Genomic DNA, 22,031 nt, shown 5'->3' with positions numbered 1-22,031 from the left:
GGTGCCGGTCCGGCTACGCCCCGCCGTGGCGGCGAAGAAGGAGGTGCTCTGACGAGAACATGGCTAGACTGTAGCAGAACTCCTCAGACAAGTAGACGAGAGGCCGCGCGAATGGCACAGGTGAGACGGGCGCCGCTGGCGGACCAGGCGGCCGAGCTGCTGTGGCGACGCATCACGGCCGGGGAATGGGCGCTGGGGGAGAAGCTCCCCGGCGAGACGACGCTCGCCCTGCAGCTCGGTGTCGGTCGATCCACCGTGCGCGAGGCGATCCGGCAGCTCGCCGGGCGCGGAGTGCTGGCTTCGCGACAGGGGGCTGGAGTCTATGTGACCGCGCTCGAAGCCCCGGAGGACTGGGATGCCGTCCTGCGCAAGGCCGACATCGTCGCGGTGATCGAGGCACGCATCGCAATCGAGACGGAGGCCGCCGCGCTCGCCGCCGCGAGACGTACTCCCGCGGATCTGCGCAGCATCCGCCGTGCTCTCGCCGATCGCGCCGCGCACCGCTCCCATATCGAGGCACACGTCGACGCCGACACCGCCTTTCATCGGACGATCGTGGCCGCCGCGCACAACCCGGTGCTCCTCGACCTGTTCGACAGCTTCACCCCGCGGTTGCGTGAAGCCATGGTCGAGATGCTCCGCATTCGGCGGTCGTTCGGGGACGACACCGACCAGGACGCGCACGCCGAGCAGGTGCAAGCCATCGCCGACCACGACGAAGCTGCCGCAGCCGAACGCAGTCGGGCTCATCTCCTCACCCTTCGCGAGGCGCTGTCGTGATGTCGGCGAAGGGTCTCGACGGCTCCGTCCCCCGCGACGTCCTCGCGCTGAGGGGCGTCGACGTCGTCCGAAACGCGCGGCAGATCCTGACCGGCATCGACCTCACCGTCAGGCAGGGCGAGCACTGGGCCGTCATCGGGCCGAACGGAGCGGGCAAGAGCACGATCCTGAGCATGTGCGGTGCGCAGGCGCACCCGACCAGAGGCTCTGTCCACGTGCTCGGACAGCAGCTCGGACGCGTCGAGATCCGACAGCTGCGGGAGTCCATCGGTCACGTGAATCCGCGTCACCCCCTGCGCTCGCCGCTGACGGTGCGAGAGGTCGTGCTCACCGGAGCGACGGGGACCACGGAGATGATGAACAGATGGGAGCCCTCCCCGGCGATCCTGGCGCGCGTCGAGCACCTCATGGCGCTGCTGGGTCTCGAGGCGATCGAGGCCGCAACGTGGCCCACCATGTCCCAGGGAGAGCGCGGAAGAGCCCTCATCGCTCGTGCGTTGCTGCCCGACCCCGCGCTCCTTCTCCTCGACGAGCCCTCGACGGGTCTGGACGTCGCGGCGAGGGAGCAGTTCCTCGAGACGCTCGATCTGCTGCACAGCACGCAGCCCGAACTCGCCACCGTCCTCGTGACGCATCACCTGGAGGAGCTGCCCCGGTCGACCACGCATGCGGCACTGATCGCGAAGGGCGAGATCGTTGCCAAGGGGCAGGCCGACGCCGTGCTCACGACACCCCTGGTGACGGCGGCCTTCGCATACCCCATACGGATCGAGCGGCGCGAGGAGCGCTGGCAGGCCCTCACCGGTCGCGTCCTCGTCGGGTGAGGTCGGAGCGTCGCTTCACCGGAGCACGATGAGCTCGCTGGTGGATCGGGTCATGGACACGTAGCGGTCCACGGCGCCGGTCACGTCATGTCCGAACTGATCGGGATGGACCAGCACGACCAGGTCGAACTCCAGGCCCTTCGCACCCTCGGGCGTCAGGGATCGCACGCGCGCGGTCGGAGCGAAGTCGGGGGCGCCGATCACGCACGCCACGCCGTCCGGATGCGCGTCGACCCAAGCCTCCAGCAGGCGCGGGAGTGCGGCGACGACGTCATGACGCACCGGCATTCCGCTCTCGCGCACCGAGGACGGGACGTTCGCGTCGGGGATCGCCGCGAGGATCTCCGGAGCAGCGGCCTCCATCACCTCCGTCGGCGTCCGGTAGTTCACCCCCAGATGAGAGATCCTGACGTCGCGGAGTCCGACGCGGGCGAGTCGGGCCTCCCAGCTCTCGGTGAATCCGTGACGTGCCTGCGCGCGGTCTCCCACGATCGTGAAGCTCCTCGAAGGGCAGCGGGCGATGAGCATCCGCCACTCCGCGTCGGTGAGCTCCTGTGCCTCGTCGACGACGATGTGTCCGAACGGTCCGGACAGCTCGTCGGGTCGCAGCGCGGGGGGAGCGTCGACACCGAGCAGCACATTCCGTGCGTCCTGGCCCCGCAGGATCGACATCACCTTCATCTCGCTGTCGTCGTCCTCGATGAGGTGGTCGACCACGTGGGAGATCTGCTCCTGGGCGGAAGCGATCACGGCCTGGCGTCGGTGCTCGTCGCGGACGGTATCGGGGTCGCCGATGCGGCGGCGCGCGGCGTCCAGGAACGGGAGGTCCGACACGGTCCAGGCCGTCGACCCGTCCCGCTGCAGGAGTGCGATCTCCTCCGGTGAGAGCCCCGGCGCACAGTGCCGCAGGAATTCGGGTGAGCTCCACAGTCGTGCGACGACCGATGTCGGGGACAGCATCGGCCAGGCGCGCATGAACGTCCCGGTGAGTTCGTCGTCCTGACGCAGCCACCTCCGCACCATATGGGGCGGCGCATCCTCGTCGTCCACCTGGTCCGTCAGCAGCTCGAGGATCTCCTCCCACACCTCGTCGCGTGCCTCGTTGTGCGAGATGGCAGGGTCGGCGTTCGAGAACAGTTCAGCCCATTCGTCGCGACTCAGCCACAGGTCGGCCCACGGCGATTCCAGACGCATGGCGTGATGCGGCGGACGCTCGAACCACCTCGCGGCAGCGTCGAGCAGCGAGACGGGGTCGAGCGTGCCCTTCAGCCGCGCCACTCGGGCGTCGTGTTCGGCGCTCCGCTCGTCGGAGGCCGAGGCTCCCTCCGGGACGAGGTCGCGGATGGTCGCCAGTCGCACCGTGTCCTCGCCGAGGCTGGGAAGCACGTCCTCGACGTATGCGAGATAGTGCGCATGAGGGCCGATCAGCAGCATGCCGCCCGCACTCTGCGTGAGGCGCGGCTCCGCGTAGAGGAGTTGGGCGGCGCGGTGCAGTGCCACGACGGTCTTGCCCGTGCCCGGGCCGCCGTCGACGACGAGAGCTCCCCTGGACGAGGTGCGGATGATCGCATCCTGGTCGGCCTGGATGGTCGCGAGCACGTCGCGCATCCTGGCCGTGCGATGAGTTCCGAGGCTGGCGATGAACGCGGATTGATCGTCTAGGGAGGCCGCGCCGTCGAACGCCGCGTCGCTCAGCGCCTCATCCCAGTAGTCACGGATGCGTCCGTCGGTCCAGCGGTAGCGACGTCGGGAGATCACACCGCGCGGATGCTCGAGGGTCGCCGCGAAGTACGGCTCTGCGGCAGGAGTACGCCAGTCGATGAGGAGCCGGGACCCGTCCGCGTCCGCGAGGCCGGTGCGGCCGATGTACCGATGTTCGCCATCGTCGAGGGTCATCCGGCCGAGGCAGATGTCGAGGCCGAAGCGCTCGAGCACGCGAAGGCGTCCGCTCAGTCGGCGGATCTCCAGGTCCCGGTCGACGACGGCATCTCCGAGGTCCGCTTCCCGGCGGCGTGCCTGCGTCAGTCGCGAGATCACGTCTGCGCGCTGCAGCTCGAGGGCTTCGGCGATCCTCCGGAGATGCTCGCGGTCGTCGGCGATCAGTTCCGGAGCGGCTTTCGCGCGCAGATCATCCGCGAGGTGGAACGGGTCGAAAGGCATGGATCTCCTTCACGCCGGGCGTCATTCGCACGAGCGAGGGTCGATTCTGCCCCAGGGTGGGGGCCTTGCGGCAAGCCCCCACCTCGGCGATATCCTGGAAATGCGCAGGAGAGGTGCTCTTCGCGCTAGCTCTCGTACACGGTGCGTCCGGCGATCACGGTCTGCGATATGCGTGTCCCCAGCAGGAGGGCCGGATCGCCCGCGAACGGGTCGGCGTCGAGCACCACGAAGTCGGCGGCGTATCCGACCGCGATGCGGCCGCGCCAGGTGCCGTCGCCGATCGATGCCGCAGCGTCCCTGGTGGCGTGCGCGATGGCCCGTTCCAGCGGAAGTGCCTGAGTCGGGTCGACGGCCGGCACACCCGGAACCAGCGCCGAGGCACGTGTGGCGGCGACGTACATGTTCGCGAGCGCCTCGTAGGGGGCGGTCGGCGCATCGGTCGAGAAGGCGAGGAGTGCTCCTGCTTCGTCGTACTCCGACCATGCGAACGCGCGGGCGACGCGATCGTCGCCGATCTGTGCCGCCCAGTTCGCGAAGATCGCGGGGTCGGCGTGCACGGGCTGCATGGAGGCCGTCACCCCGAGCCGCGCCATCCGCCCGGCGGTTCCCGGCGCGGCGTACTCGAGGTGCTCGATGCGGTGCCGACGCGGGCGGTCGCCGTTCACCGCGACGGCGTGCTCGATCGCATCGAGGGCGAGTGCGCTCGCGGCGTCGCCGATCGCGTGCATCGCGATCTGGAGTCCCGCCGCGTCCGCCGCCGCGACCACCGGCAGCAGCCGCGCGGCCGGCCAGATCGGCTCGGCGTTCGAGCCGTCGGCGTAGGCAGCTCCCATGGCGGCAGTGCACGCGTCGATCGTGCCGTCGAGCACGAGCTTGATCCCGACGACGCGAACACCCGCCGTCGACGCCGATGCGTGCGCCGACGCCTGAGCGACCTGCGCGAGGTTCGCCGCATCGTCTCCGCTGTTCGCGACGAACCAGTGCGCGGCGACGCGCAGGGGCAGCTCGCCGCGTTCGGCTGCCCTTTCGAGCGCAGCGAGTCCGAGCTCGTCGAACGCCATGTCGACGGCCCCCGTCACGCCGGCGGAGAGGTAGGCGGACACGACCCGTGCGACTGCCGCATCCCGCTGAGCGTCCGTCGTGGAGGCGTCGCGCCGCGCCCACGCGTACTGCTGTGCGGCGGTCTCATAGAGCATCCCCGTCGGCTCGCCGGACGCGTCGCGGGCGATGCGTCCGCCGAGCGGGTCGGGGGTGTCCCGCGTGATCCCCAACTCGCGCAGCGCCGCCGTGTTCACCCAACAGGAGTGGTAGTCGTTGGCATCGAGGTAGACGGGGATGTCGGCGACGACGGCATCGATCATCGTCGCGGTCGGCTCCCCGTCGGGGATCGCGTCGAACAGCCAGCCACGTCCGCGCAGTACTCCCGACGTGGTGCGGCGGGCCTCGTCCAACCGGCGTTGGATCTCCTCGAGCGATGCGGCGTCGGTGAGTCCGACCTGTCCGAGCGCCTCGCCCATCATGAGCAGGTGGGTGTGCGCGTCGGTGAACCCCGGAAGGACGACGCGTCCTCCGAGATCGACCTCCGCGTCGGCGTGCGGGGCTTCCGCCTCGGAGCCCACGTGGATGAACTCCTCGCCGTCGACGACGATGGCCTCCGCCCAGCGGGACTCGTCTCCCGTGAAGATCCGGGCGTTGCGATAGAGGGTGCGGGTCATGCGGTGGTCTCCTGAGAGGTCATGCGTTCCAGACGCGTCGATAGGAGGGCGATCGCCCCGGCGGGTACGGCGAGGACGAAGCTCGCGATGCCGAGGGCGACCGCGAATCCCTGATAGCCGAGAACGCCGACGAGGGCTGCGCCGATGACGGGGGTGAGGGCCGACCCGACGAGGTACACCGCGAGCAGGGGGCCCGACCAGCGGCCGTCGGCATCCAGGGCCGCCGATGTCGACACGAAGTACATGAAGGCGATCGCGTACACCGAGTTCCAGGCGATGAAGATCACGATGAACGTGGTGGGATCGGTCACGAAGCCCTCCACGATCTTGAGCGCGCCGCCGGCGACGAGCAGGATCACGAGCGGTACCGCGCGCCCGAGACGTGCCCCCACGATCATGAGGAGCAGCGAACCGAGCAGTCCGCCGGCCGTCGCGCCGCTCAGCGCGATGCCGAGTCCCTCCGGCGTCAATCCGGCCTGTTCCGCGCCCATCACGCCCGCCATGGCCCACAGCGAGTCCTCGCTGGCCGCCCACAGCGCGAACACCAGCAGGAGGCCGACGCCGGCCGCGGTGACGGTCCGTGTGCGGGTGGGGGACGTCCTGACCGTCCCGGTCGGCGGCACCTCGATCGGCATCGCCTCAGCGACGGCTGCTCCGGCGTGCGGGGCGACGACGGGGGCGGCGGGCAGCCAGGCGGTGGCGACGAGCCCGATCAGGGAGAACAGGGCGAGCGCGCCGAACACATCGATCGGCGCGAGGCCGATCAGGGGGATGACGGCGAGCACCACGGTGATGACGCCCCGGTTCGCGAGTCCGTTGAAGCCGGCGACCCGGTCCGGGTTGCGGAACGCGGCGAGCGCTGCGCCCGATGCGGCGACCGCTCCGCCCGCTCCGGCGCCGCCGAGGAGGAGGCCGGGGAGCATGGCGGCGGGTGCGAGTGCGGCGGTCGCGAAGCCGACGACGGCGAGACCTAGTCCCGAGCGGGCCACGGTTCGGCGATGCGTGCCGGCGCACAGCGGAGCGATCGCCAGTCCGGTCACGGCGGTGAGCAGGAGTGTCGCGGTCACGAGCCAGCTGGCGGCGAGCACGTCGAGGCCGAGGCCGGTCTGGGCGGCCGTGATCATGTACGGCGACAGGTTGACGCCCAGATACCCGGCGATGCCGATCGCGAAGGTCGCGGCCGCTGTCGGGAAGCGGAGAGGGATTCTGGTGCGGAGATCGAGCGTGGTCATGGAGCTCCAAGGGGAGTCGGCACGGCATTGTGCGCGGGGAGGGGAGACAACGGGTGTGCGTCGGATGGGGCACGAGATCATAAACGAATGGTGTTCGTAAACGAATGGTGTTCATTATTATGCACAGGAGGGGGTTCTTGCGGAACCCCCGAACTCACGACCGGTCCGCCGGAGAAAGCGAGCCCCCGATGCCGAGGCCCTCCACACCGCTCCTGTCTCCGGAGATCATCGGCGCCGCGGGCCTCGCTCTCGCGAGAGGCGGCCGGCCCTTCGGGGTCAATGCCATAGCCCGCGAGCTAGGCGTGCGCCCCTCCTCGCTGTACAACCATGTCGACGGCATGGACGGGATACTCGAACTCATCCGCGGGCAGCTCGTGCAGGGATACCTCGTGCAGTGGGACGGCGAGCCCTGGGATGTCTTCGTGCTCGCGGTGCTGCGAACCCAGCGCCGAATGTATGCCGACCATCCGCAGCTCGTTCCATTGCTCGTGGGGAAGACGATCACGCATCCGGCCGTCATCGCCGCATACGACGACCTCGCCTCGGCGCTCGTCGACGGCGGTTTCCCCGAGGACGAGGTGCTCTCGGTGATCGCCGTCATCGACGCCTTCGCGATCGGCTTCGGTCTCGATCTCGCGTCGCCTGACGAGATCTGGCAGCCGGGGGAGCCGACCCGCACGCTCGGACGCCTCATCGACGGGGCCGAGCGGGGGAGCGCCCGCTCTGATCGCACCTTCGAGCTCGGGGCCGACCTTCTCCTGGAATCCCTGCGCACACGACTTGCGCGCTGATCGCCGGAGGTGCACGATCGCCGAGGCGATGCGAAGGAGCCGTGGATCGAGTCCAGCGCAGTGTAGTGCGGTGGGGAGATTTGCCCTCTCGATGACCCGCCCCAGACGGTGCCGCCGAGAGGGCTCACCGCCCTTCCCGGACGGTAGGGGAGGCGGCGAAGATCTCGCTGCGCTCACGGCTGATTTCCCCAGGTCATCAGCCTCGTAGCCCCCGCTACGAGAGCAGAATATCGCTTAATCGGCTTGTCCGCCATTTGGGGGACAAAGAAATTTTCGAATTCGGGTAGCGGGGACTCGCTGTTGTCTTCCTCTGGTGCTTCTCTAGGGTGGACTCATGGACAGACTGCTCGTGCTCACCGCTCAGGTCGCCATCCCCCACGGCCATCGCATCGACGTGACGGAGCAGGTCGATCCGCTCACCGATGAGCCGGTGGTCCTGGCCATCGTCGACCTCGACACCGGCATCCGCTACCGACGCGAAGAGGACCCGAGTGGGGACTTCTCCCGCTGGATCGGGCGGGTGCTGAGGTGCACGGTCACCATCGGAGGCGCAGGAGCCCACACCACGCTGCTCGTCGATCCCCTCGGTCCCGGGTATACCGGTGCCAAGGTGGCTCTCCACGAAGCCGACGCCGCTGCCGATGCCGCCAAGGCCGAGGCGGACCGGTGGGGCGGAGCCGATCGCCCGCCGGCAGAGGAGCCGGAGCGCTTCTGGTGAACCCGGCGCGCAGCGTCACCGGAAGTCTCTGGAGCGATGGGTGAGACCGGTGCGCAGATCCTCGAACCCATCGGCCAGCACATTGACCACGCCCTCGGCCGATCGTTCCAGGATGCCGCGGATGATGAGCGCCGGTGAGTCTCGGGCCACGCGGCGGTAGCGGTTCCAGACCCCGGCCGAGCAGACGACGTTCACCAGCCCGCTCTCATCCTCGAGGTTCACGAAGGTGATCCCGGAAGCCGTGGCCGGTCGTTGACGATGGGTGACGAGCCCGGCGACCTCGATGCGTCGACCCGCCTCGTGCCTCTGCAAGTCGACCGCTGTCAGCACGCCGCGAGCGCGCAGAGCCTCCCGGAAGTGCGTCAGGGGATGGTCGTCGGTCGACACCCCGGTCGCCCACAGGTCGGCGGAGAGCCGCTCGTAGCTGCTCTGATCGGCGAACAGGGGCGGCTGCACCGCGACCGTGGTCCCCGGGAGGAAACGGGAGCGATCCTCGGCGGCGGCTCCCGCCATCCAGATGGCCTCCCGGCGTTCCAGGCCCAGACAGTCGAAGGCCCCGGCGGTGGCGAGCGCCTCCAGCTGGGCGGCCGTGGCATCCGTGCGTCTGACCAGGTCGTTCAGGTCCCGATAGAGGCCGTTCGCTTCGCGCTCGGCGACGATCTTCTCGGCCATCGCCATGCCGATCCCACGGATGCCGCCGAGTCCCAGCCGCACAGCGGACCCGCCGTCTCTGCGGTGCGCGGCGGATTCATCCGCGGCAGACCTGTCGAAGCGCAGCACCGGCGGCTGAGGGACGCTCAGGCACGGATCCTGGCCGGTCGGCCCTCTCGGGGTGTCCGAGGAGAGCGGCTCCAGCAGCTCCATCGCACCGGAGAGATGCAGATCGGGGCGGCGCACCTCCACTCCGTGCCGTCGGGCATCCGCGGTCAGGGTCGCGGCGGAGTAGAAGCCCATGGGCTGCGAGCGCAGGAGTCCCGCGAGGAACGCGGCGGGGTAGTGCAGCTTCAACCAGGAGCTGGCATAGACGAGCAGTGCGAACGACAGCGAGTGCGATTCGGCGAAACCGAAGTTGGAGAACGCCTGGATCTGCGCATAGATACGATCCGCCGCCTCGTCGACGAGCCCGCGCCTCGCCATCCCCGCATAAAGCTTGTCCCTGACCTTCTCGATCCTCTCGAGGCCCCGTTTGGAGCCCATGGCCCGGCGCAGCAGATCGGCTTCGTCCGCTGTGCAGTCGCCCACGGCGGTGGCCATCTGGATGAGCTGTTCCTGGAAGATCGGGATGCCCAGCGTGCGCTTCAGGATGTCCTCCAGATCGCTGTGCGGGTAGGGGATGGTGAACTCCACCGGCGGTTCTCCCCGAGACACCCGTTCCCGGTTCTCCTCGTCGACGCGGTCCTTCGCCATCTTGCGCCGGACGAACGGGTGCACGGCCCCGCCCTGGATGGGGCCGGGCCGGATGAGGGCGATCTGGATGGCGAGGTCGTAGAAGCTCCGCGGTTGCAGGCGGGGGAGCAGCCCTATCTGAGCACGGGACTCCACCTGGAAGACGCCGATCGAGTCCGCGCGGCAGAGCATGTCGTAGACGCCGGCCTCCTCCTTCGGGATCGTCTCGAGCGTCCACTCCTCACCCGTGGTCTCCCGGATCAGGTCGAAGCAGTGCTGGAGGGCGGCGAGCATCCCGAGTCCCAGCAGATCGAACTTCACCAACCCCATGAAGGCGGCATCGTCCTTGTCCCACTGGATGACCGTGCGGTTCTCCATGCGGGCGTGCTCCACAGGAACGACCTCTCCGACGGGGCGCGCGGTGAGCACCATGCCCCCGGAATGGATGCCGAGATGTCGAGGCGCCTTCAGCAGCTCTCCGGCGTAGGCGAGCACGTTCTCGGGGATGTCGTGCCCCTCTGCGGGTTCCAGTCCCGCTCCCCAGCCGTCGACCTGGCGGGACCAGGCATCCTGCTGGCCCGGGGAGTGGCCGAGAGCCCTGGCCATGTCGCGCACCGCATTCTTGGGGCGGTACTGGATGACGTTCGCCACCTGGGCAGCCCGCTCCCTCCCGTACTCCGCGTACACCCACTGGATGATCTCCTCACGGCGGTCGGAGTCGAAGTCGACGTCGATGTCCGGCTCCTCCGTCCGCGTGGTCGCGAGGAACCGCTCGAAGGGCAGACGGTAGAGGATCGGATCGACCGCGGTGATGCCCAGCAGGTAGCAGACCGCGCTCGCCGCAGCCGACCCCCTGCCCTGGCAGAGGATGCCGCGCCTCCGGGCCTCCGCGACGATGCCGTGCACGATCAGGAAGTACCCCGGGAAGTCCTTCTCCTCGATCACGTCGAGCTCGCGGGCGATCCGGTGCCGGCCGTCATCGTCCAGTCGTGGATACTTCGACGGCACGGCCTCCCACACCAGGTGACGCAGCCAGGTCATCGGAGTGTGCCCCTCCGGAACCTTCTGCTGCGGCAGGGCCGGTCGAGCCAGGCGAAGCGGGAAGGCCGAGGTCGCGGCCAGCTCGAGCCCGTACGAGATCGCCCCGGGGTGCCGCTGGAAGCGCGCCGCCATCTCCGCACCGCTGCGCAGATGCGCCCCTCCGTGCGCGGGCAGCCAGCCGTCGAGCTCGTCCATGCTGCGCACCGCGCGGACCGCGGCCACGGCCTCGGCGAGCGGCGCCTGTGCCGGTGTGGCGTAGTGCACGTTGTTGGTCGCGACCACCGGCAGCCGCATCCGACGCGCCAGGTCGGCGAGAGCGTCGTTGCGTCGAGTGTCGAGGGGGTCGCCGTGATCGAAGAGCTCGACGACGACGTTGTCGCTTCCGAACAGGTCGACGAGCGACCCCAGCGGCGTGCCCGCGTCCCCCGCTTCGAGTCCGCGACGCACGGCGCCCTTCCGACATCCGGTCAGGATCGTCCAGTGCCCGTCCGCGCGTGCCACGAGATCGTCCAGGTCGTAGACCGGGCGCCCCTTCTCACCTCCCCGCAGCTGCGCAGAAGTGATCGCCCCCGAGAGTCGGTGGTATCCCTCCATGCCTCGGGCGAGGACCAGCAGGTGCTCGCCTGCGGGATCCGCGGAACCCCGTTGCGGCGCCGGCAGGTCGAGCGACAGCTCTGCCCCGAACACCGTCTGCAGCGGGCTCTCCATGAGATCGGCCACCTCGGCGAAGCGCGCGGCTCCGTAGAAGCCGTCGTGGTCGGTGAGGGCGAGAGCGGTCAGGCCGAGTCGCTCGGCCTCGGCGAGGAGGTCTTCGGGGGACGACGCCCCGTCGAGGAACGAGTACGACGAATGAGCGTGCAGCTCGGCGTAGGGGACCGCGTCCGCGGGGCGGGGGACGGCGACGGGGGGAGTGCGCTTGCGTCGGCGGCTCACCGGTCCCGGATCCGTCCGCTGCCCTCGGGGCTCGGCGACCGGGGGGCGCGACTCCTCGCCGCTGAGGGTGCGCTCCAGATCGTTCCAGGACAGGGGCGGATTGTGCCAGCCCATCAGCGGTACCTCCCCTCGGCCCACCACCGCTCGCCGGTGCAGAACACCAACCACGCACGGTCGTCGTCGTCGACGATCTGGAGCCGGTGTCCCCGCTTCCCGCCCCCTGGCGCCCAGCGTCGTTCGTGCACGGGCCAGGGTCCTGCCCAGGCCTGCACGGCGGATCCGTCGATGCGGGCGGGGTCGTTCGAGAGCGAACCCCGCTCATCGACGCTGATGGTGCTCTCGTCCGCAGCGACCACGCCGATGGGTCTCGGCGGTCGGAAGACCTCGGCCGGCAGGGGGTCGGGAAGGCTCCCCGGCCACGGGGAGCCGGGGTCGCGGGGCGGGACGGTGCGCTCTCCCCACGGGGTGAGCACCTGGCGATCCGCGAGCCAGCGACCACCGGCGACGGCGGCGGTGACCACACCCTGATGGCCCAACATGGTCTGCACGCGCGAGACCGCATGGTGCAGACGTTCATCCGTGCCGGAGCCGAAGAGCCCCGGCTGGTGGTGCGCGGCATCGTCCACGGCCGCGGGGACGATCCGCACCGCCACGATGCCGCCGAACGCCCGCGCCTCGTCGACCGGCTCCTTCGCGGACTGCGCGGCCAGGGATTCCAGCTGCCAGCGCACCCGGTCGACGAGGTCGGAGGCGTCGAAACAGGTCGGATGCAGCCAGGACCGGGAGAAGACGGCGCCGTTGTCGTCGGTCAGATCGATCCGCACCTCCGTGCAGACGAGGGAGGCGTCGCCCAGAGCGAGCATCACCGCGTCCGCCGTCTGACGCACCGCGAAGGCCACCTGGTCCGTTCCCCCCAGCGGGGAGTCGAACTCGATGGCCCGCACCAGCTCCGGATCGGGCGGGCGCGGCGTCAGCGGACGGGAGTCGGCACCGGCGGCGAGGGCGTGCAAGCGGGCGCCGTGCTCGCCGAAACGGTCGCGCACGTCGAGCGCGGTGAGGGATGCGAATTCACCGAGCGTGCGCACGCCGAGCCTGACGAGGAGTCCGGCGATCTGCTCGTCGCGCAGCACCTGGACGGGATACGGTGCCAGGAACTCTCCGGACGCCCCCGGCGGCACCACTGTGCATGGTGCGGTGCCGCGCGCCGCGATCTCAGCCGTGAACGGGCCGTCGGCGACGCCGACCCGCACCTCGGGGAACCCTGCATCGGCCAGGACGGCGGTGAGGGCTTCGGCGGCTTCCGCCTCTCCTCCGTGATAGCGGGAGATGCCTCTGGCGCGGAGGATCGCGAGTCCCGGTCGCAGCAGCGTGACCCCTGGCGCATGCTTCTCGATCAGGTGCAGCACCGGCAGGAAGGCCCGCTCGTCGCGGTCGGGGTCGTGGGAGAGCACGCGCAAAGAGGCGAGGTGCCCCTGCGCGATCCTGCGGCGCTGACCGGTGCGCACACCGTGCTCCCTGGCGGACGCGGTGCAGGCGACGATCGTGTTCGCCTGCACCAGGGCGGTGGGCGGGTGCGGGGGAGCGATGCCGAGCGCCGCCCGCATCGGCCAATCGGGGAACCACAGCACCAGCACACGGAGCGGGCTGTTCATCCGGCTTCCGCCCATCGCAGGAGCTCAGGTGGCGGGGATCCGCTCGATATGGCGGTCTCCGGAACGAAAGCGGTCTCCGGAGCGAGCGCCGGCAGCGCGGTGAGCTCGGCTCCGACGGTCTCGACCGCACCATGTCCTCCTGGCAGCTGCACGCGCACGCTCGACGGACGAGGGCTGTGCCGTGTCCGGGCGGTCACCGTGACCGTGCAGTCCGAGAGCAGTCCCCATCCGGCGCCGAGTCCGTGCCAGTGCGGGTCATGCAGGCGTATGGTTCCTTCGCTCTGTGGCCAGCGCTCCGCCCCCGGTGTCTCGGTGACGAGGAGTGTGCAACCGCGATCGCGCAGACGAGCGCTCAACCGGGCGACATCGGCGTCTCGTGCGCGCGAGCCGGGGGAGACGACGATCAGGGGCACGACCTCGGCCAGAGCGGATGTCGCGGCGAGCCAGCGATCTCCCGGCGTCGGTACGAGGATCAGGCGGGCGAGGTCGATGCCGAATGCGGCTGCGGCTTCCACGCCGAGGGTCGGCATGCCGACCACGGCGCACCACAGCCCCTTCTGCGACGCGGCGCCGAGCAGCGCGAGGACGAGGCTCGGTGAAGGGGACACGGAGTAGGAGGTGCCGGTCTGCAGTCCCCCTTCCGGAAGGAGTGAGGCGAAAGCAGGGTCGAGGGGCAGCAGCGTCTGTTCGCTGCGCCGTCGTTGCATCCGGCTGATCTCGCGACGCAGCCGCAGCACTTCTCCCGCACGGGAGTCGCCCGTGGGGGAGAGCGAGGCGATTGCGTCGAGCCCGATCACCTGCATCCTTTCTCGAAGATATATTCTAATATAACAAGTCGTCTGATCGACGATAGTTCGTACATCGGACATCCGCCAGGGGGTTGTCCACAGGCTGTCGAAGAGTACTCCCTCGATCTCCTAACCTGCCGGGATGGACATCCGGCTCACGCTCATCGCGCTCGTGCATGCTGCCTTGATCGGTGTCGGAGGCTGGCTCATCGTGATCGACGCCCGCACTCACCGTCTCCCCGATCGGATCGTGCTGCCGACGCTCGGTGTCCTCCTGGTGCTCGTGTCGATCGATGCTCTCGCCGCAGGGCAGTGGGCGTCGTCCGTGCGCGCCGCTATCGGCCTTGTGGTCCTCGGTGGTTTCTATGCCGTGCTGCGGATGGTCAGCCGCGCGGGGATGGGCGGGGGAGACGTGAAGCTCGCCGCCGTCATCGGCCTGGTGCTGGGATGGCACGGCTGGCAGGCGCTGATGATCGGGGCGGCCTCGGCATTCGTGCTGGGCGCGCTCTATGCGCTGGTGCTCATCCTGCTGCGCAGAGCCGACGGAGCGACCCGCATCGCCTTCGGGCCCTGGATGATCGCCGGCGCCCTGCTCGGAGTCGCCCTCGGCTGAACCCGCACGCCTCGCCCGCATTCTGCGACGACGGGGCTACCCTGAGCACATGGCACTCGCACGACTTCACGGCGGCCCGCTCGACGGGCAGATCATCCCCCTCGGCGACGCGGACGACAAGCTGATCGTCCCCTACAGCGAGACGCAGGTGGTGTACAACCGCCGCGGCGAACCGCAGAACACCGGAGAGGGCGACGGTCCCACCGAGGTCGACTACTGGTTCGAGGAGTCGCTCGAGGACCTCACCCTCGAGGATGACTGAGCCGTCCCGCACGGTCGAGGTCGAGCGCAAGTACGACGTCGACCTCGAGACCCCGTTGCCCCGGTGGGAGAGGATCCCCGGCGTCGAGGCGGTCAGCACCGGAGAGGTCCGCGCCCTGGACGCCCGGTACTTCGACACCGCTGACGGCACTCTCTCGCGTGCCGGAGTGGCGCTGCGTCGTCGCACCGGCGGCCCCGACGAGGGCTGGCACGTGAAGGGCCCGCGACAGGGAGACGGTCGACTCGAACTCGGCTGGCCGCTGGGAGAGGGCGACACGCTCCCTCCCGCCGTGGCCGAGACCATCTCCGAATGGACGACAGCTCCGCTCACCCCGCTCGCCCGGATCGAGAACGACCGCACCGCCTATCTGCTCAGCGGCCCGCACGGGGTGGTCGCCGAGTTCGTCGACGATCGGGTGCGAGCGACCGATCTGCGCGGGAACGTGACGCGCGAATGGCGTGAATGGGAGATGGAACTAGGTCCAGCCGCGCCCACCGATGAGGCGGGACGCACCGCGTTCTTCGACGCGGTGGAGCAGGCGGTGGCTGCTGCCGGAGGCACGGAGTCGGCGTCGGGGTCGAAGCTCGCCAGAGCTCTCGGCGTCTAGGGCGGACACCGCTCGGGCGCAACCCCTTCCCCCCGAGCGGTGCGCAGTGCTTGAGTGACACCATGAGCCGAACGCCTGTGCTTCGATCGCTGCAGACGATCGTCCCCGACACCGTTCTCGTGCAGGAGCAGGTGCGTGACGTCTTCGCACAGCAGCCCGACCTGGGAAGACTCGCGCAACGGATCGTCACGACCTCGTTCAACGTCTCGGGCATCGACACCCGCCACACGGTGATCGATGAGCTGTCACCCGATTCGGACGTCACCGACCCCGTCTTCTTCGACCGCCGAACGGGCATGCTGCTCGCTCCGGGCACGAAAGCGCGCAACGACTTCTACACCCGTGAGGCCACCGTGCTCTTCGTCGAGGCCGCGCGGCGGGCGATCGACGCCGACCCCGACCTCCGCCCCGCCGATGTGACACACGTCATCACGGTCTCCTGCACCGGGTTCCACGCCCCTGGTCCCGAGTACGAGATCGTGCGCGCGCTCGGCCTCTCCGATGCCGTGCAGCGCTTCCACTTCGGATTCATGGGCTGCTATGCGTCGATGCCGGCGCTCCGGGCCGCGAGTCAGTTCTGCGCCGCGGACGAGAACGCGGTCGTCCTGGTCGTGAGCGTCGAACTGTGCACCCTTCACCTTCGCACCTCGGAGAACCCCGACACGATCGTCGCGTCTTCGCTGTTCGCCGACGGTGCGGCCGCCGGAATCGTCACGGCACGCGACCTTCCCTCCCCGGTTTCCGCACTGCGCCTGGATCGCTTCCACACCGCGATCGCGCCGGAGGGCGAGAAGGACATGGCCTGGACGATCGGAGACACCGGTTTCGAGATGATCCTCTCCACGGCCGTCCCGCAGATCATCGGCGAGACCATCATCGGTGCGCTCCGGCCGCTGTACAGTCCGGAAGAGGACCTCGGGCAGGCCTTCGAAGGCGGCGGCGTGGGGGAAGCCGTGCAGCATTGGGCCATCCATCCGGGCGGACGCAGCATCCTCGACAAGGTGCAGGAGCGGCTGAACCTCAGCGACGCTCAACTGCACCCGGCCAGGGAGGTGCTGCGGAACAACGGCAACATGTCCAGCGCGACCGTGCTGTTCATCCTGAAACGGATCCTCGAGGAGGAGGGTGCCCGTGCCGGTGACCGCGTCTCCGCGATGGCTTTCGGGCCGGGGCTGACCGCCGAGAGCGCGCTGATGACCGTCGTGGCACCGCCTCGTTCATGACCCGGCCTCTCACGACGCGGGACGTCGACACCCGCGAGTTGATGGACGACCCGGACGCCGATGCACGGATGCTGGCCCGGACCTATGGGCGGTTCGGGTTCGTGAACGCTCTGGTCTCCCGCCCGGGTAGCCTCTACCGGCGTGACGTCCGGCCACGGGCCGCGCACGCCAGGGAGCAGTCGCGCGCCTTGCGTATCCTCGACATCGGTGCGGGTGGGGGAGATCTCTGTCGGCTGCTCGCCTGGAGACTGCGTCGGGACGGCTTCGATGCAGAGGTCACCGCGCTCGACGCCGACGTGCGGGCGATCCGCTGGGCATCGGCGCACGATCGCGGCGCGGGCATCCGCTACCGTCGTGCCCTCACGACCGAGCTGGTGGCTGCGGGAGAGATCTACGACATGGTGCTGTCCAATCACGTGCTGCATCATCTCGACGATGCCGAGCTGCGGACGGTGCTCGACGACTCCGTGCGGCTCGTCGCTCCCGGCGGGATGGTCTCGCACCGTGACATCGCCCGGAGTCGCACTGCTCATGCGCTGTTCTCCGCAGCCACCTGGACGATCTCGAGCACCCTCCTCGCGGACTCGTTCATCCGTGAGGACGGTCTCATCAGCATCCGCCGCTCGTACACGACGGCCGAGCTCAGGGCGATCGCTCCTCCCGGATGGGTCGTCCGCGGCGGCGTGCCCTCTCGACTGGAGCTGCGGTGGGTGGGAGCGCATGCCCGAACATGACGCCCTGATCGTCGGTGCGGGTCCTGTCGGTCTGCTGCTGGCCTGTCTGTTGGCGCAGGAGGGGCTGCGGGTGACGATCTGCGAGCGGCGGACGGGGACCGACGACCGGACCAGAGCCATCGGCATCCACCGTCCCGGCCTGGATGCCCTGGACGCGGCAGGGGTCGGCGGCGAGGTGCGGGCGGAGGCGCTGCGACTCGCGGGCGGCGAGGTGCGTAGCCGTCGGCGGACTCTGGCGACGCTGACCTTCGACCGCGACCGCCCGGTCCTGGTGCTTCCGCAACCTCACACGGATGCGGTGCTGCGCGCCCGTCTGCGCGCGCTCGCTCCCGACGCTCTGGTCGTCGGCTGCGAGGTGCGCGAGGTGCGCCAGACCAATGACGAGGTCGTCGTCGCGACGGAGACGATCGAAGGATCGCGCGAGGTCACCGCATCGATGGTGGTGGTCGCCGACGGGGTGCGGAGCCGACTGCGCGGTGACCTGCGGATCGGCTGGCGTCCTCGGCCGGGGCGCGGGTCGTATTCGATGCTCGACGTGCACGACGAGACTCCGGGTGACCGCGCGATCCTGCACTGCGAGCCGGATGGACTCGTCGAGTGCTTCCCGCTGCCGGGTGGGTGGCGCCGATGGGTGGTGAGGGAGGGGGACGAGGGGGTCGGTTCCGCAGCGGGCTTCCGCACGGCCGTCCGGCAGCGCACCGGGATCGACCTCGAGCTCCCGGTGGGCGCGCGACCGGCGTCGTTCGTCGCCGCGCAGCACATGGCCACACGGGTGCATCGGGGGAGGGCCGTGCTCCTGGGCGATGCCGCGCACGAGGTCAGCCCGATCGGAGGGCAAGGGATGAACCTGGGGTGGGCCGACGCCGTGCGCCTCGCCGAGCAGCTCGTCCGTTCCCTCCCGACACGGGTTCCCGACCTCGCCGCCTACGACCATCGCGTGCGCCGGGCTGCCGCCATGGCCGGACGACGCTCGAGGTTCTACATGTCGATGGGCGCGCCGGCGCCGGCTGCGGTCGTGCAGGGCAGGGAGCTGGTGATGCGCGCCCTCGGTTCGGCGCCGTTGCGGGGCTGGACGACGGGTCTGCTCACGATGCGCGGGATCTGACGCCGGCTCCGGGATGCAGAAGGCCCGGTCCGCTGTGCGCGGACCGGGCCTTCTGCGGAGTCTCGATCAGAAGTTGATCATGTGGCCTGCGAGGCCGTGGAAGCCCTCCTGCAGCGCCTCCGACAGCGTCGGGTGCGTGTGCACGTTGCGGGCCAGCTCGAGAGCCGTGAGGTCCCACTTCTGTGCGAGCGTCAGCTCGGGGAGGAGCTCCGACACATCGGGGCCGATCATGTGCGCGCCGATGAGCTCGAGGTGCTCGGCGTCGGCGATCAGCTTGACGAAGCCGACCGGCTCGCCGAGGCCGTGTGCCTTGCCGTTCGCCATGAACGGGAAGGTCGCGACCTTGATCTCGCGTCCCTCGTCCTTGGCCTGCTGCTCGGTGAGGCCGAACGAGGCGACCTGCGGGGAGCAGAACGTCGCACGCGGCATCATGCGGTAGTCGCCCAGCGTCTGGGTCTCGGCGCCGCCGATGGTCTCGGCCGCGACCACACCCTGGGCCTCGGCCACGTGGGCGAGCTGCAGCTTGGCGGTCACATCGCCGATCGCGTAGATGCCCTCCACATTGGTGCGCATGTGGTCGTCGATGTCGATCGCGCCGCGCTCGGTCAGCTTCACGCCGGTCTTCTCCAGGCCGAAGCCCTCGATGTTCGGGGCGAACCCGACCGACATGAGAACCTTGCCGGCCTCGATCGACGACTGCTGTCCGTCCTTGCCGGTGTAGGTGACGGTGACGGACGAGCCGTTGTCGACGACCGACTCGACCTTGGTCGAGGTGAGGATGTCGACGCCGTAGTTCTTGTACTGCTTCGTGATCTCCTTCGACACGTCCGCATCCTCGTTGGGGAGTGCGCGGTCGAGGAACTCGATGATGGTCACCTTGACGCCGTAGTTCGTCAGGACGTAGGCGAACTCCATGCCGATGGCGCCGGCGCCGACGATGACGATCGACTCGGGCAGGTCCCGGGTCATGATCTGCTCTTCGTAGGTGACGACGTTCTCGCTGAGCGTGACGCCGGGGAGCAGACGCACCTTGGAGCCGGTGGCGATGATCACGTTGTCGAACGTGACCTCTTCGGTGGAGCCGTCGGCCTTGGCGACCGAGATCGCCTTGGGGCCGGTGAAGGTGCCGCGACCGTTGTACTCGGTCACCTTGTTCTTCTTCATCAGGAAGTGGATGCCCTTGACGCGACCCTCCGCGACCTCGCGGCTGCGGTCGAACGCCTTGCCGAAGTCGATCGTGAACTCGCCGGAGATCCCGAAGAAGTCGGCCTTGTGGTTCAGGGTGTGCGCGAGCTCCGCGTTCTTCAGGAGCGCCTTGGAGGGGATGCAGCCGACGTTGAGGCAGACACCACCCCAGTACTTCTCCTCGATGATGGCGGTGGAGAGACCGAGCTGCGCGCTGCGAACCGCAGCGACGTATCCGCCAGGACCTGCACCAAGGATGACGACGTCGTAGTGTGGCATGCCTTAAGCCTATCGCTCCGGGGGGGTGTCGGAATCGGTCGCGGCCGCGCCTCGGCGGCGGCTCATGACGATCCAGACGACCACGCCGGCGACCACGAGCACAGCGAGGATCGCGACGATCCAGATCGCCGCCGATCCACCCGCCTCGTCATCCGCGTTCGCGGTCGGCGTGCTCGTCACCTCGGGGGATGCCGTCTGCTCCGCGGTCGGCGCGGCCGTCGTCGGTGCGGCGCTGGGCTCCTCCGTGGCGGCTCCTTCGTCCCCCACGGTCACGGTGAAGGAGTACTCGCCGGAGGTGGGGTGCCCGTCGCTCGACACGACCTTCCAGATCACGTGATAGGCACCGGCCGGTCCCGCGCCCTGCAGGGGCTGCGTGACGATCGCACCGTCGACCGTCGCCGGCCCGTCCGTGATCGGGTTCCCCGCGGGGTCGGTCACGACGACCTCGGTCGCGCCCTCGCCGCCGATCAGCTTCGCGCTGAAGGTGAGGGTCAGCGTGTCGGGGACCGTCTCGACCGACTCGTCGGCTGCCGGTGACGACGAGACGAGCGCGTCGTGCGCCGAGGCCGACAGCGGGGAGAGGAACACGAGGAAGGCGGCGAGCAGGGTCGTGGCGAGGGCGATCGGTGCGGCCGAGCGGCTCAGAGCTTTGGTCTTCACGAGTACAGCCTATGAATCCTCGGTATGGGACGGCTGAGTGTGGATGCGCCCTCCCGCGAGCCCCTCGGCATCCGTTAGTCTGGACAACCAGGAGGGCACAGTGACTGACAGCGACAGCCGACCGGCCGGAGAAGCCGCGATCCACCGTTCCGGTGAGCAGAGACACGACGTGACGCAGACGTTCGGACACGATTCCGATCTGTCCTTCGTGCCGTTCGGTGTGGAGCTCACCGACGTCGAGCAGACGGCCATCGCCGCGCTGCCTGCAGGATCGGCTCTTCTGCTGGTCCGTTCCGGCGCTCTCGCCGGGGCGCGGTACCTCCTCGACACCGATGTGACGACCGTGGGTCGCCACCCCGAGGCCGACATCTTCTTCGACGATGTGACCGTCTCCCGTCGGCATGCGGAGATCACCCGCACGGGATCGACGTTCGAGATCATCGACCAGCGCTCGCTCAACGGCACCTATGTCAACGGTGAGCGCGTCGACCGCAGCACTCTGGCTGACGGCTCCGAACTCCGCGTCGGCAAGTTCCGTCTGAACTTCTTCGCCTCCCCGCAGGACCGCCAGGCGGCGAACGCCTGATGGCGGCCTCTCCCGCCCGCGAACGCTCTGCGTCCGCGGGCCTGCTGAGTATCGGTCAGGTGCTCGCGAGGCTCACCCCGGAGTTTCCCGACCTGACCTCCAGCAAACTGCGGTTCCTCGAGGTGCAGGGCATCGTCAGTCCTTCTCGCACGGACTCCGGCTACCGGAAGTTCTCGGCGTCCGACATCGAGCGTCTCCGTCTCGGGCTCACCCTGCAGCGCGATCACTACCTTCCGTTGAGCGTGATCCGCGAGCAACTCGACGAGGCCGATGCCGCCGGGGACTCGACCCCGCTGCTGCCACCGCCGTCCATCGCCCCGTCGCCCCGTCGCTATCGCCGAGACGAACTCCTCGCCGCGGCGGGAGCGGGACCGCAGCTTCTCAACGACGCGATCAGCACAGGGGTCATCACCGCGCAGGAGAGCTATCCCGAGGCGACCGTGACGCTGCTGCGCGGCCTGGTCGCGCTCGACCGCCACGGCATCGAGCCACGGCACCTGCGCTCGCTGCGTCAGGGCGCCGAACGTGAGGTCGCCCTGATCGAATCCGCCATGTCCGCGCTGCTGCGCCGGACCGACGCCGCGTCACGGGCGAAGGCCAGCGAACTCGCCCCCGAACTGGCCTCGCGCATCGACGAGGTGCGATCGCTCTTCGTCAAGGATGCGCTCTCGCGCGTGCTTTCGTAACGAACTGATTGCGACACACCTTCGCGGCCACACGGATGTGATTGCCGGTGCCCTGGCACTGCTCTACCGTG

At 69.3% G+C, this 22,031-nt stretch carries 20 protein-coding genes; 12 read left to right on the top strand and 8 right to left on the bottom strand.

The features are described from left to right. Positions 1-111: 111 nt before the first annotated feature. Both ILP86_RS11670 and ILP86_RS11665 read left to right on the top strand, forming a co-directional pair. Positions 112-780: a FadR/GntR family transcriptional regulator gene (locus ILP86_RS11670; protein WP_193761954.1), complete on the top strand. Its 669-nt coding sequence runs from the start codon at positions 112-114 to the stop codon at positions 778-780. Beyond that, positions 780-1,604, top strand: a complete 825-nt coding sequence (locus tag ILP86_RS11665; RefSeq protein ID WP_061017089.1) for an ABC transporter ATP-binding protein — start codon at positions 780-782, stop codon at positions 1,602-1,604. The genes ILP86_RS11670 and ILP86_RS11665 overlap by 1 nt, the downstream gene beginning before the upstream one ends. Positions 1,605-1,619: 15 nt before the next feature. On the opposite strand, the gene helR is transcribed toward ILP86_RS11665, so the two are convergent. From helR to ILP86_RS11650, 3 genes are all read right to left on the bottom strand, one after another. Then, positions 1,620-3,764 (bottom strand): RNA polymerase recycling motor ATPase HelR, encoded by a 2,145-nt coding sequence (gene helR, locus ILP86_RS11660; RefSeq protein WP_193761953.1) that lies wholly within the window; start codon positions 3,762-3,764, stop codon positions 1,620-1,622. A gap of 125 nt (positions 3,765-3,889) precedes the next feature. After that, on the bottom strand, positions 3,890-5,479 hold the full coding sequence (locus ILP86_RS11655; RefSeq protein WP_193761952.1) for an amidohydrolase: 1,590 nt from the start codon (positions 5,477-5,479) through the stop codon (positions 3,890-3,892). Further along, a complete protein-coding gene (locus tag ILP86_RS11650) occupies positions 5,476-6,711 on the bottom strand; it encodes an MFS transporter (protein WP_193761951.1) in 1,236 nt (411 codons plus the stop codon). Before ILP86_RS11650 ends, ILP86_RS11655 begins: the two co-directional genes overlap by 4 nt. Positions 6,712-6,899: 188 nt before the next feature. Between ILP86_RS11650 and ILP86_RS11645 the strand changes: the two genes are divergently transcribed. Beyond that, a complete protein-coding gene (locus ILP86_RS11645; protein WP_061017096.1) occupies positions 6,900-7,502 on the top strand; it encodes a TetR/AcrR family transcriptional regulator C-terminal domain-containing protein in 603 nt (200 codons plus the stop codon). A 334-nt stretch (positions 7,503-7,836) separates the two neighbouring features. Beyond that, positions 7,837-8,220: a hypothetical protein gene (locus ILP86_RS11640; RefSeq protein ID WP_046749353.1), complete on the top strand. Its 384-nt coding sequence runs from the start codon at positions 7,837-7,839 to the stop codon at positions 8,218-8,220. A 15-nt stretch (positions 8,221-8,235) separates the two neighbouring features. On the opposite strand, the gene ILP86_RS11635 is transcribed toward ILP86_RS11640, so the two are convergent. From ILP86_RS11635 to ILP86_RS11625, 3 genes are read right to left on the bottom strand one after another with little or no spacing between them, the layout of a single operon-like run. Continuing rightward, a complete protein-coding gene (locus ILP86_RS11635) occupies positions 8,236-11,694 on the bottom strand; it encodes an error-prone DNA polymerase (RefSeq protein ID WP_193761950.1) in 3,459 nt (1,152 codons plus the stop codon). Then, positions 11,694-13,232 (bottom strand): DNA polymerase Y family protein, encoded by a 1,539-nt coding sequence (locus ILP86_RS11630; RefSeq protein ID WP_193761949.1) that lies wholly within the window; start codon positions 13,230-13,232, stop codon positions 11,694-11,696. The genes ILP86_RS11635 and ILP86_RS11630 overlap by 1 nt, the downstream gene beginning before the upstream one ends. After that, entirely contained in the window at positions 13,229-14,035 is an 807-nt protein-coding gene (locus tag ILP86_RS11625; protein WP_058633149.1) for a hypothetical protein, read from the bottom strand. Before ILP86_RS11625 ends, ILP86_RS11630 begins: the two co-directional genes overlap by 4 nt. Positions 14,036-14,162: 127 nt before the next feature. Between ILP86_RS11625 and ILP86_RS11620 the strand changes: the two genes are divergently transcribed. The 6 genes from ILP86_RS11620 (at position 14,163) to ILP86_RS11595 (ending at position 18,564) form a co-directional block, all read left to right on the top strand. Further along, positions 14,163-14,633 carry an A24 family peptidase gene (locus ILP86_RS11620; RefSeq protein ID WP_061018620.1) on the top strand — a complete coding sequence of 157 codons (471 nt, stop codon included), beginning with the start codon at positions 14,163-14,165 and terminating at the stop codon, positions 14,631-14,633. A 49-nt stretch (positions 14,634-14,682) separates the two neighbouring features. After that, the gene (locus tag ILP86_RS11615) at positions 14,683-14,895 is read left to right on the top strand and encodes a hypothetical protein (RefSeq protein ID WP_046749348.1); all 213 of its coding nucleotides are present in this window, start codon (positions 14,683-14,685) and stop codon (positions 14,893-14,895) included. Continuing rightward, positions 14,888-15,502: a CYTH domain-containing protein gene (locus tag ILP86_RS11610; RefSeq protein WP_113680241.1), complete on the top strand. Its 615-nt coding sequence runs from the start codon at positions 14,888-14,890 to the stop codon at positions 15,500-15,502. The genes ILP86_RS11615 and ILP86_RS11610 overlap by 8 nt, the downstream gene beginning before the upstream one ends. A 62-nt stretch (positions 15,503-15,564) precedes the next feature. Continuing rightward, positions 15,565-16,725 carry a type III polyketide synthase gene (locus ILP86_RS11605; RefSeq protein WP_227750957.1) on the top strand — a complete coding sequence of 387 codons (1,161 nt, stop codon included), beginning with the start codon at positions 15,565-15,567 and terminating at the stop codon, positions 16,723-16,725. Further along, complete coding sequence (locus ILP86_RS11600) at positions 16,722-17,459, top strand: methyltransferase domain-containing protein (RefSeq protein ID WP_193761948.1); 738 nt, start codon at positions 16,722-16,724, stop codon at positions 17,457-17,459. The genes ILP86_RS11605 and ILP86_RS11600 overlap by 4 nt, the downstream gene beginning before the upstream one ends. Continuing rightward, positions 17,446-18,564 (top strand): NAD(P)/FAD-dependent oxidoreductase, encoded by a 1,119-nt coding sequence (locus ILP86_RS11595; RefSeq protein ID WP_193761947.1) that lies wholly within the window; start codon positions 17,446-17,448, stop codon positions 18,562-18,564. Before ILP86_RS11600 ends, ILP86_RS11595 begins: the two co-directional genes overlap by 14 nt. Before the next feature lie 66 nt (positions 18,565-18,630). Here ILP86_RS11595 and lpdA read toward each other — a convergent pair whose 3' ends face one another. Together lpdA and ILP86_RS11585 are read right to left on the bottom strand one after the other, a co-directional pair. Beyond that, positions 18,631-20,028: a dihydrolipoyl dehydrogenase gene (gene lpdA / locus ILP86_RS11590; protein ID WP_046749343.1), complete on the bottom strand. Its 1,398-nt coding sequence runs from the start codon at positions 20,026-20,028 to the stop codon at positions 18,631-18,633. A gap of 9 nt (positions 20,029-20,037) precedes the next feature. Next, complete coding sequence (locus tag ILP86_RS11585; protein WP_193761946.1) at positions 20,038-20,688, bottom strand: copper resistance CopC family protein; 651 nt, start codon at positions 20,686-20,688, stop codon at positions 20,038-20,040. A 100-nt stretch (positions 20,689-20,788) separates the two neighbouring features. Here ILP86_RS11585 and ILP86_RS11580 point away from each other — a divergent pair, with 100 nt between their 5' ends. Together ILP86_RS11580 and ILP86_RS11575 are read left to right on the top strand one after the other, a co-directional pair. Further along, positions 20,789-21,274 (top strand): FHA domain-containing protein, encoded by a 486-nt coding sequence (locus ILP86_RS11580; RefSeq protein ID WP_046749341.1) that lies wholly within the window; start codon positions 20,789-20,791, stop codon positions 21,272-21,274. Further along, on the top strand, positions 21,274-21,960 hold the full coding sequence (locus ILP86_RS11575; protein WP_046749340.1) for a MerR family transcriptional regulator: 687 nt from the start codon (positions 21,274-21,276) through the stop codon (positions 21,958-21,960). The genes ILP86_RS11580 and ILP86_RS11575 overlap by 1 nt, the downstream gene beginning before the upstream one ends. Positions 21,961-22,031: the final 71 nt, after the last annotated feature.

The sequence above is a fragment of the Microbacterium sp. R1 genome (genome assembly GCF_015159725.1).
GTDB classification, from domain to species: Bacteria; Actinomycetota; Actinomycetes; order Actinomycetales; family Microbacteriaceae; genus Microbacterium; species Microbacterium oxydans.
This window is presented reverse-complemented; position numbering and strand designations above follow the sequence as displayed.

Excerpts from the sequence above, each read along its gene's own strand:
- lpdA (WP_046749343.1), bottom strand. The coding sequence starts at position 20,028 with ATGCCACACTACGACGTCGTCATCCTTGGTGCAGGTCCTGGCGGATAC.
- ILP86_RS11610 (WP_113680241.1), top strand. The coding sequence starts at position 14,888 with ATGACTGAGCCGTCCCGCACGGTCGAGGTCGAGCGCAAGTACGACGTC.
- ILP86_RS11670 (WP_193761954.1), top strand. The coding sequence starts at position 112 with ATGGCACAGGTGAGACGGGCGCCGCTGGCGGACCAGGCGGCCGAGCTG.
- ILP86_RS11625 (WP_058633149.1), bottom strand. The coding sequence starts at position 14,035 with ATGCAGGTGATCGGGCTCGACGCAATCGCCTCGCTCTCCCCCACGGGC.
- helR (WP_193761953.1), bottom strand. The coding sequence starts at position 3,764 with ATGCCTTTCGACCCGTTCCACCTCGCGGATGATCTGCGCGCGAAAGCC.
- ILP86_RS11620 (WP_061018620.1), top strand. The coding sequence starts at position 14,163 with ATGGACATCCGGCTCACGCTCATCGCGCTCGTGCATGCTGCCTTGATC.
- ILP86_RS11655 (WP_193761952.1), bottom strand. The coding sequence starts at position 5,479 with ATGACCCGCACCCTCTATCGCAACGCCCGGATCTTCACGGGAGACGAG.
- ILP86_RS11600 (WP_193761948.1), top strand. The coding sequence starts at position 16,722 with ATGACCCGGCCTCTCACGACGCGGGACGTCGACACCCGCGAGTTGATG.
- ILP86_RS11665 (WP_061017089.1), top strand. The coding sequence starts at position 780 with ATGTCGGCGAAGGGTCTCGACGGCTCCGTCCCCCGCGACGTCCTCGCG.
- ILP86_RS11645 (WP_061017096.1), top strand. The coding sequence starts at position 6,900 with ATGCCGAGGCCCTCCACACCGCTCCTGTCTCCGGAGATCATCGGCGCC.
- ILP86_RS11635 (WP_193761950.1), bottom strand. The coding sequence starts at position 11,694 with ATGGGCTGGCACAATCCGCCCCTGTCCTGGAACGATCTGGAGCGCACC.
- ILP86_RS11575 (WP_046749340.1), top strand. The coding sequence starts at position 21,274 with ATGGCGGCCTCTCCCGCCCGCGAACGCTCTGCGTCCGCGGGCCTGCTG.
- ILP86_RS11595 (WP_193761947.1), top strand. The coding sequence starts at position 17,446 with ATGCCCGAACATGACGCCCTGATCGTCGGTGCGGGTCCTGTCGGTCTG.
- ILP86_RS11640 (WP_046749353.1), top strand. The coding sequence starts at position 7,837 with ATGGACAGACTGCTCGTGCTCACCGCTCAGGTCGCCATCCCCCACGGC.
- ILP86_RS11650 (WP_193761951.1), bottom strand. The coding sequence starts at position 6,711 with ATGACCACGCTCGATCTCCGCACCAGAATCCCTCTCCGCTTCCCGACA.
- ILP86_RS11615 (WP_046749348.1), top strand. The coding sequence starts at position 14,683 with ATGGCACTCGCACGACTTCACGGCGGCCCGCTCGACGGGCAGATCATC.
- ILP86_RS11630 (WP_193761949.1), bottom strand. The coding sequence starts at position 13,232 with ATGAACAGCCCGCTCCGTGTGCTGGTGCTGTGGTTCCCCGATTGGCCG.
- ILP86_RS11605 (WP_227750957.1), top strand. The coding sequence starts at position 15,565 with ATGAGCCGAACGCCTGTGCTTCGATCGCTGCAGACGATCGTCCCCGAC.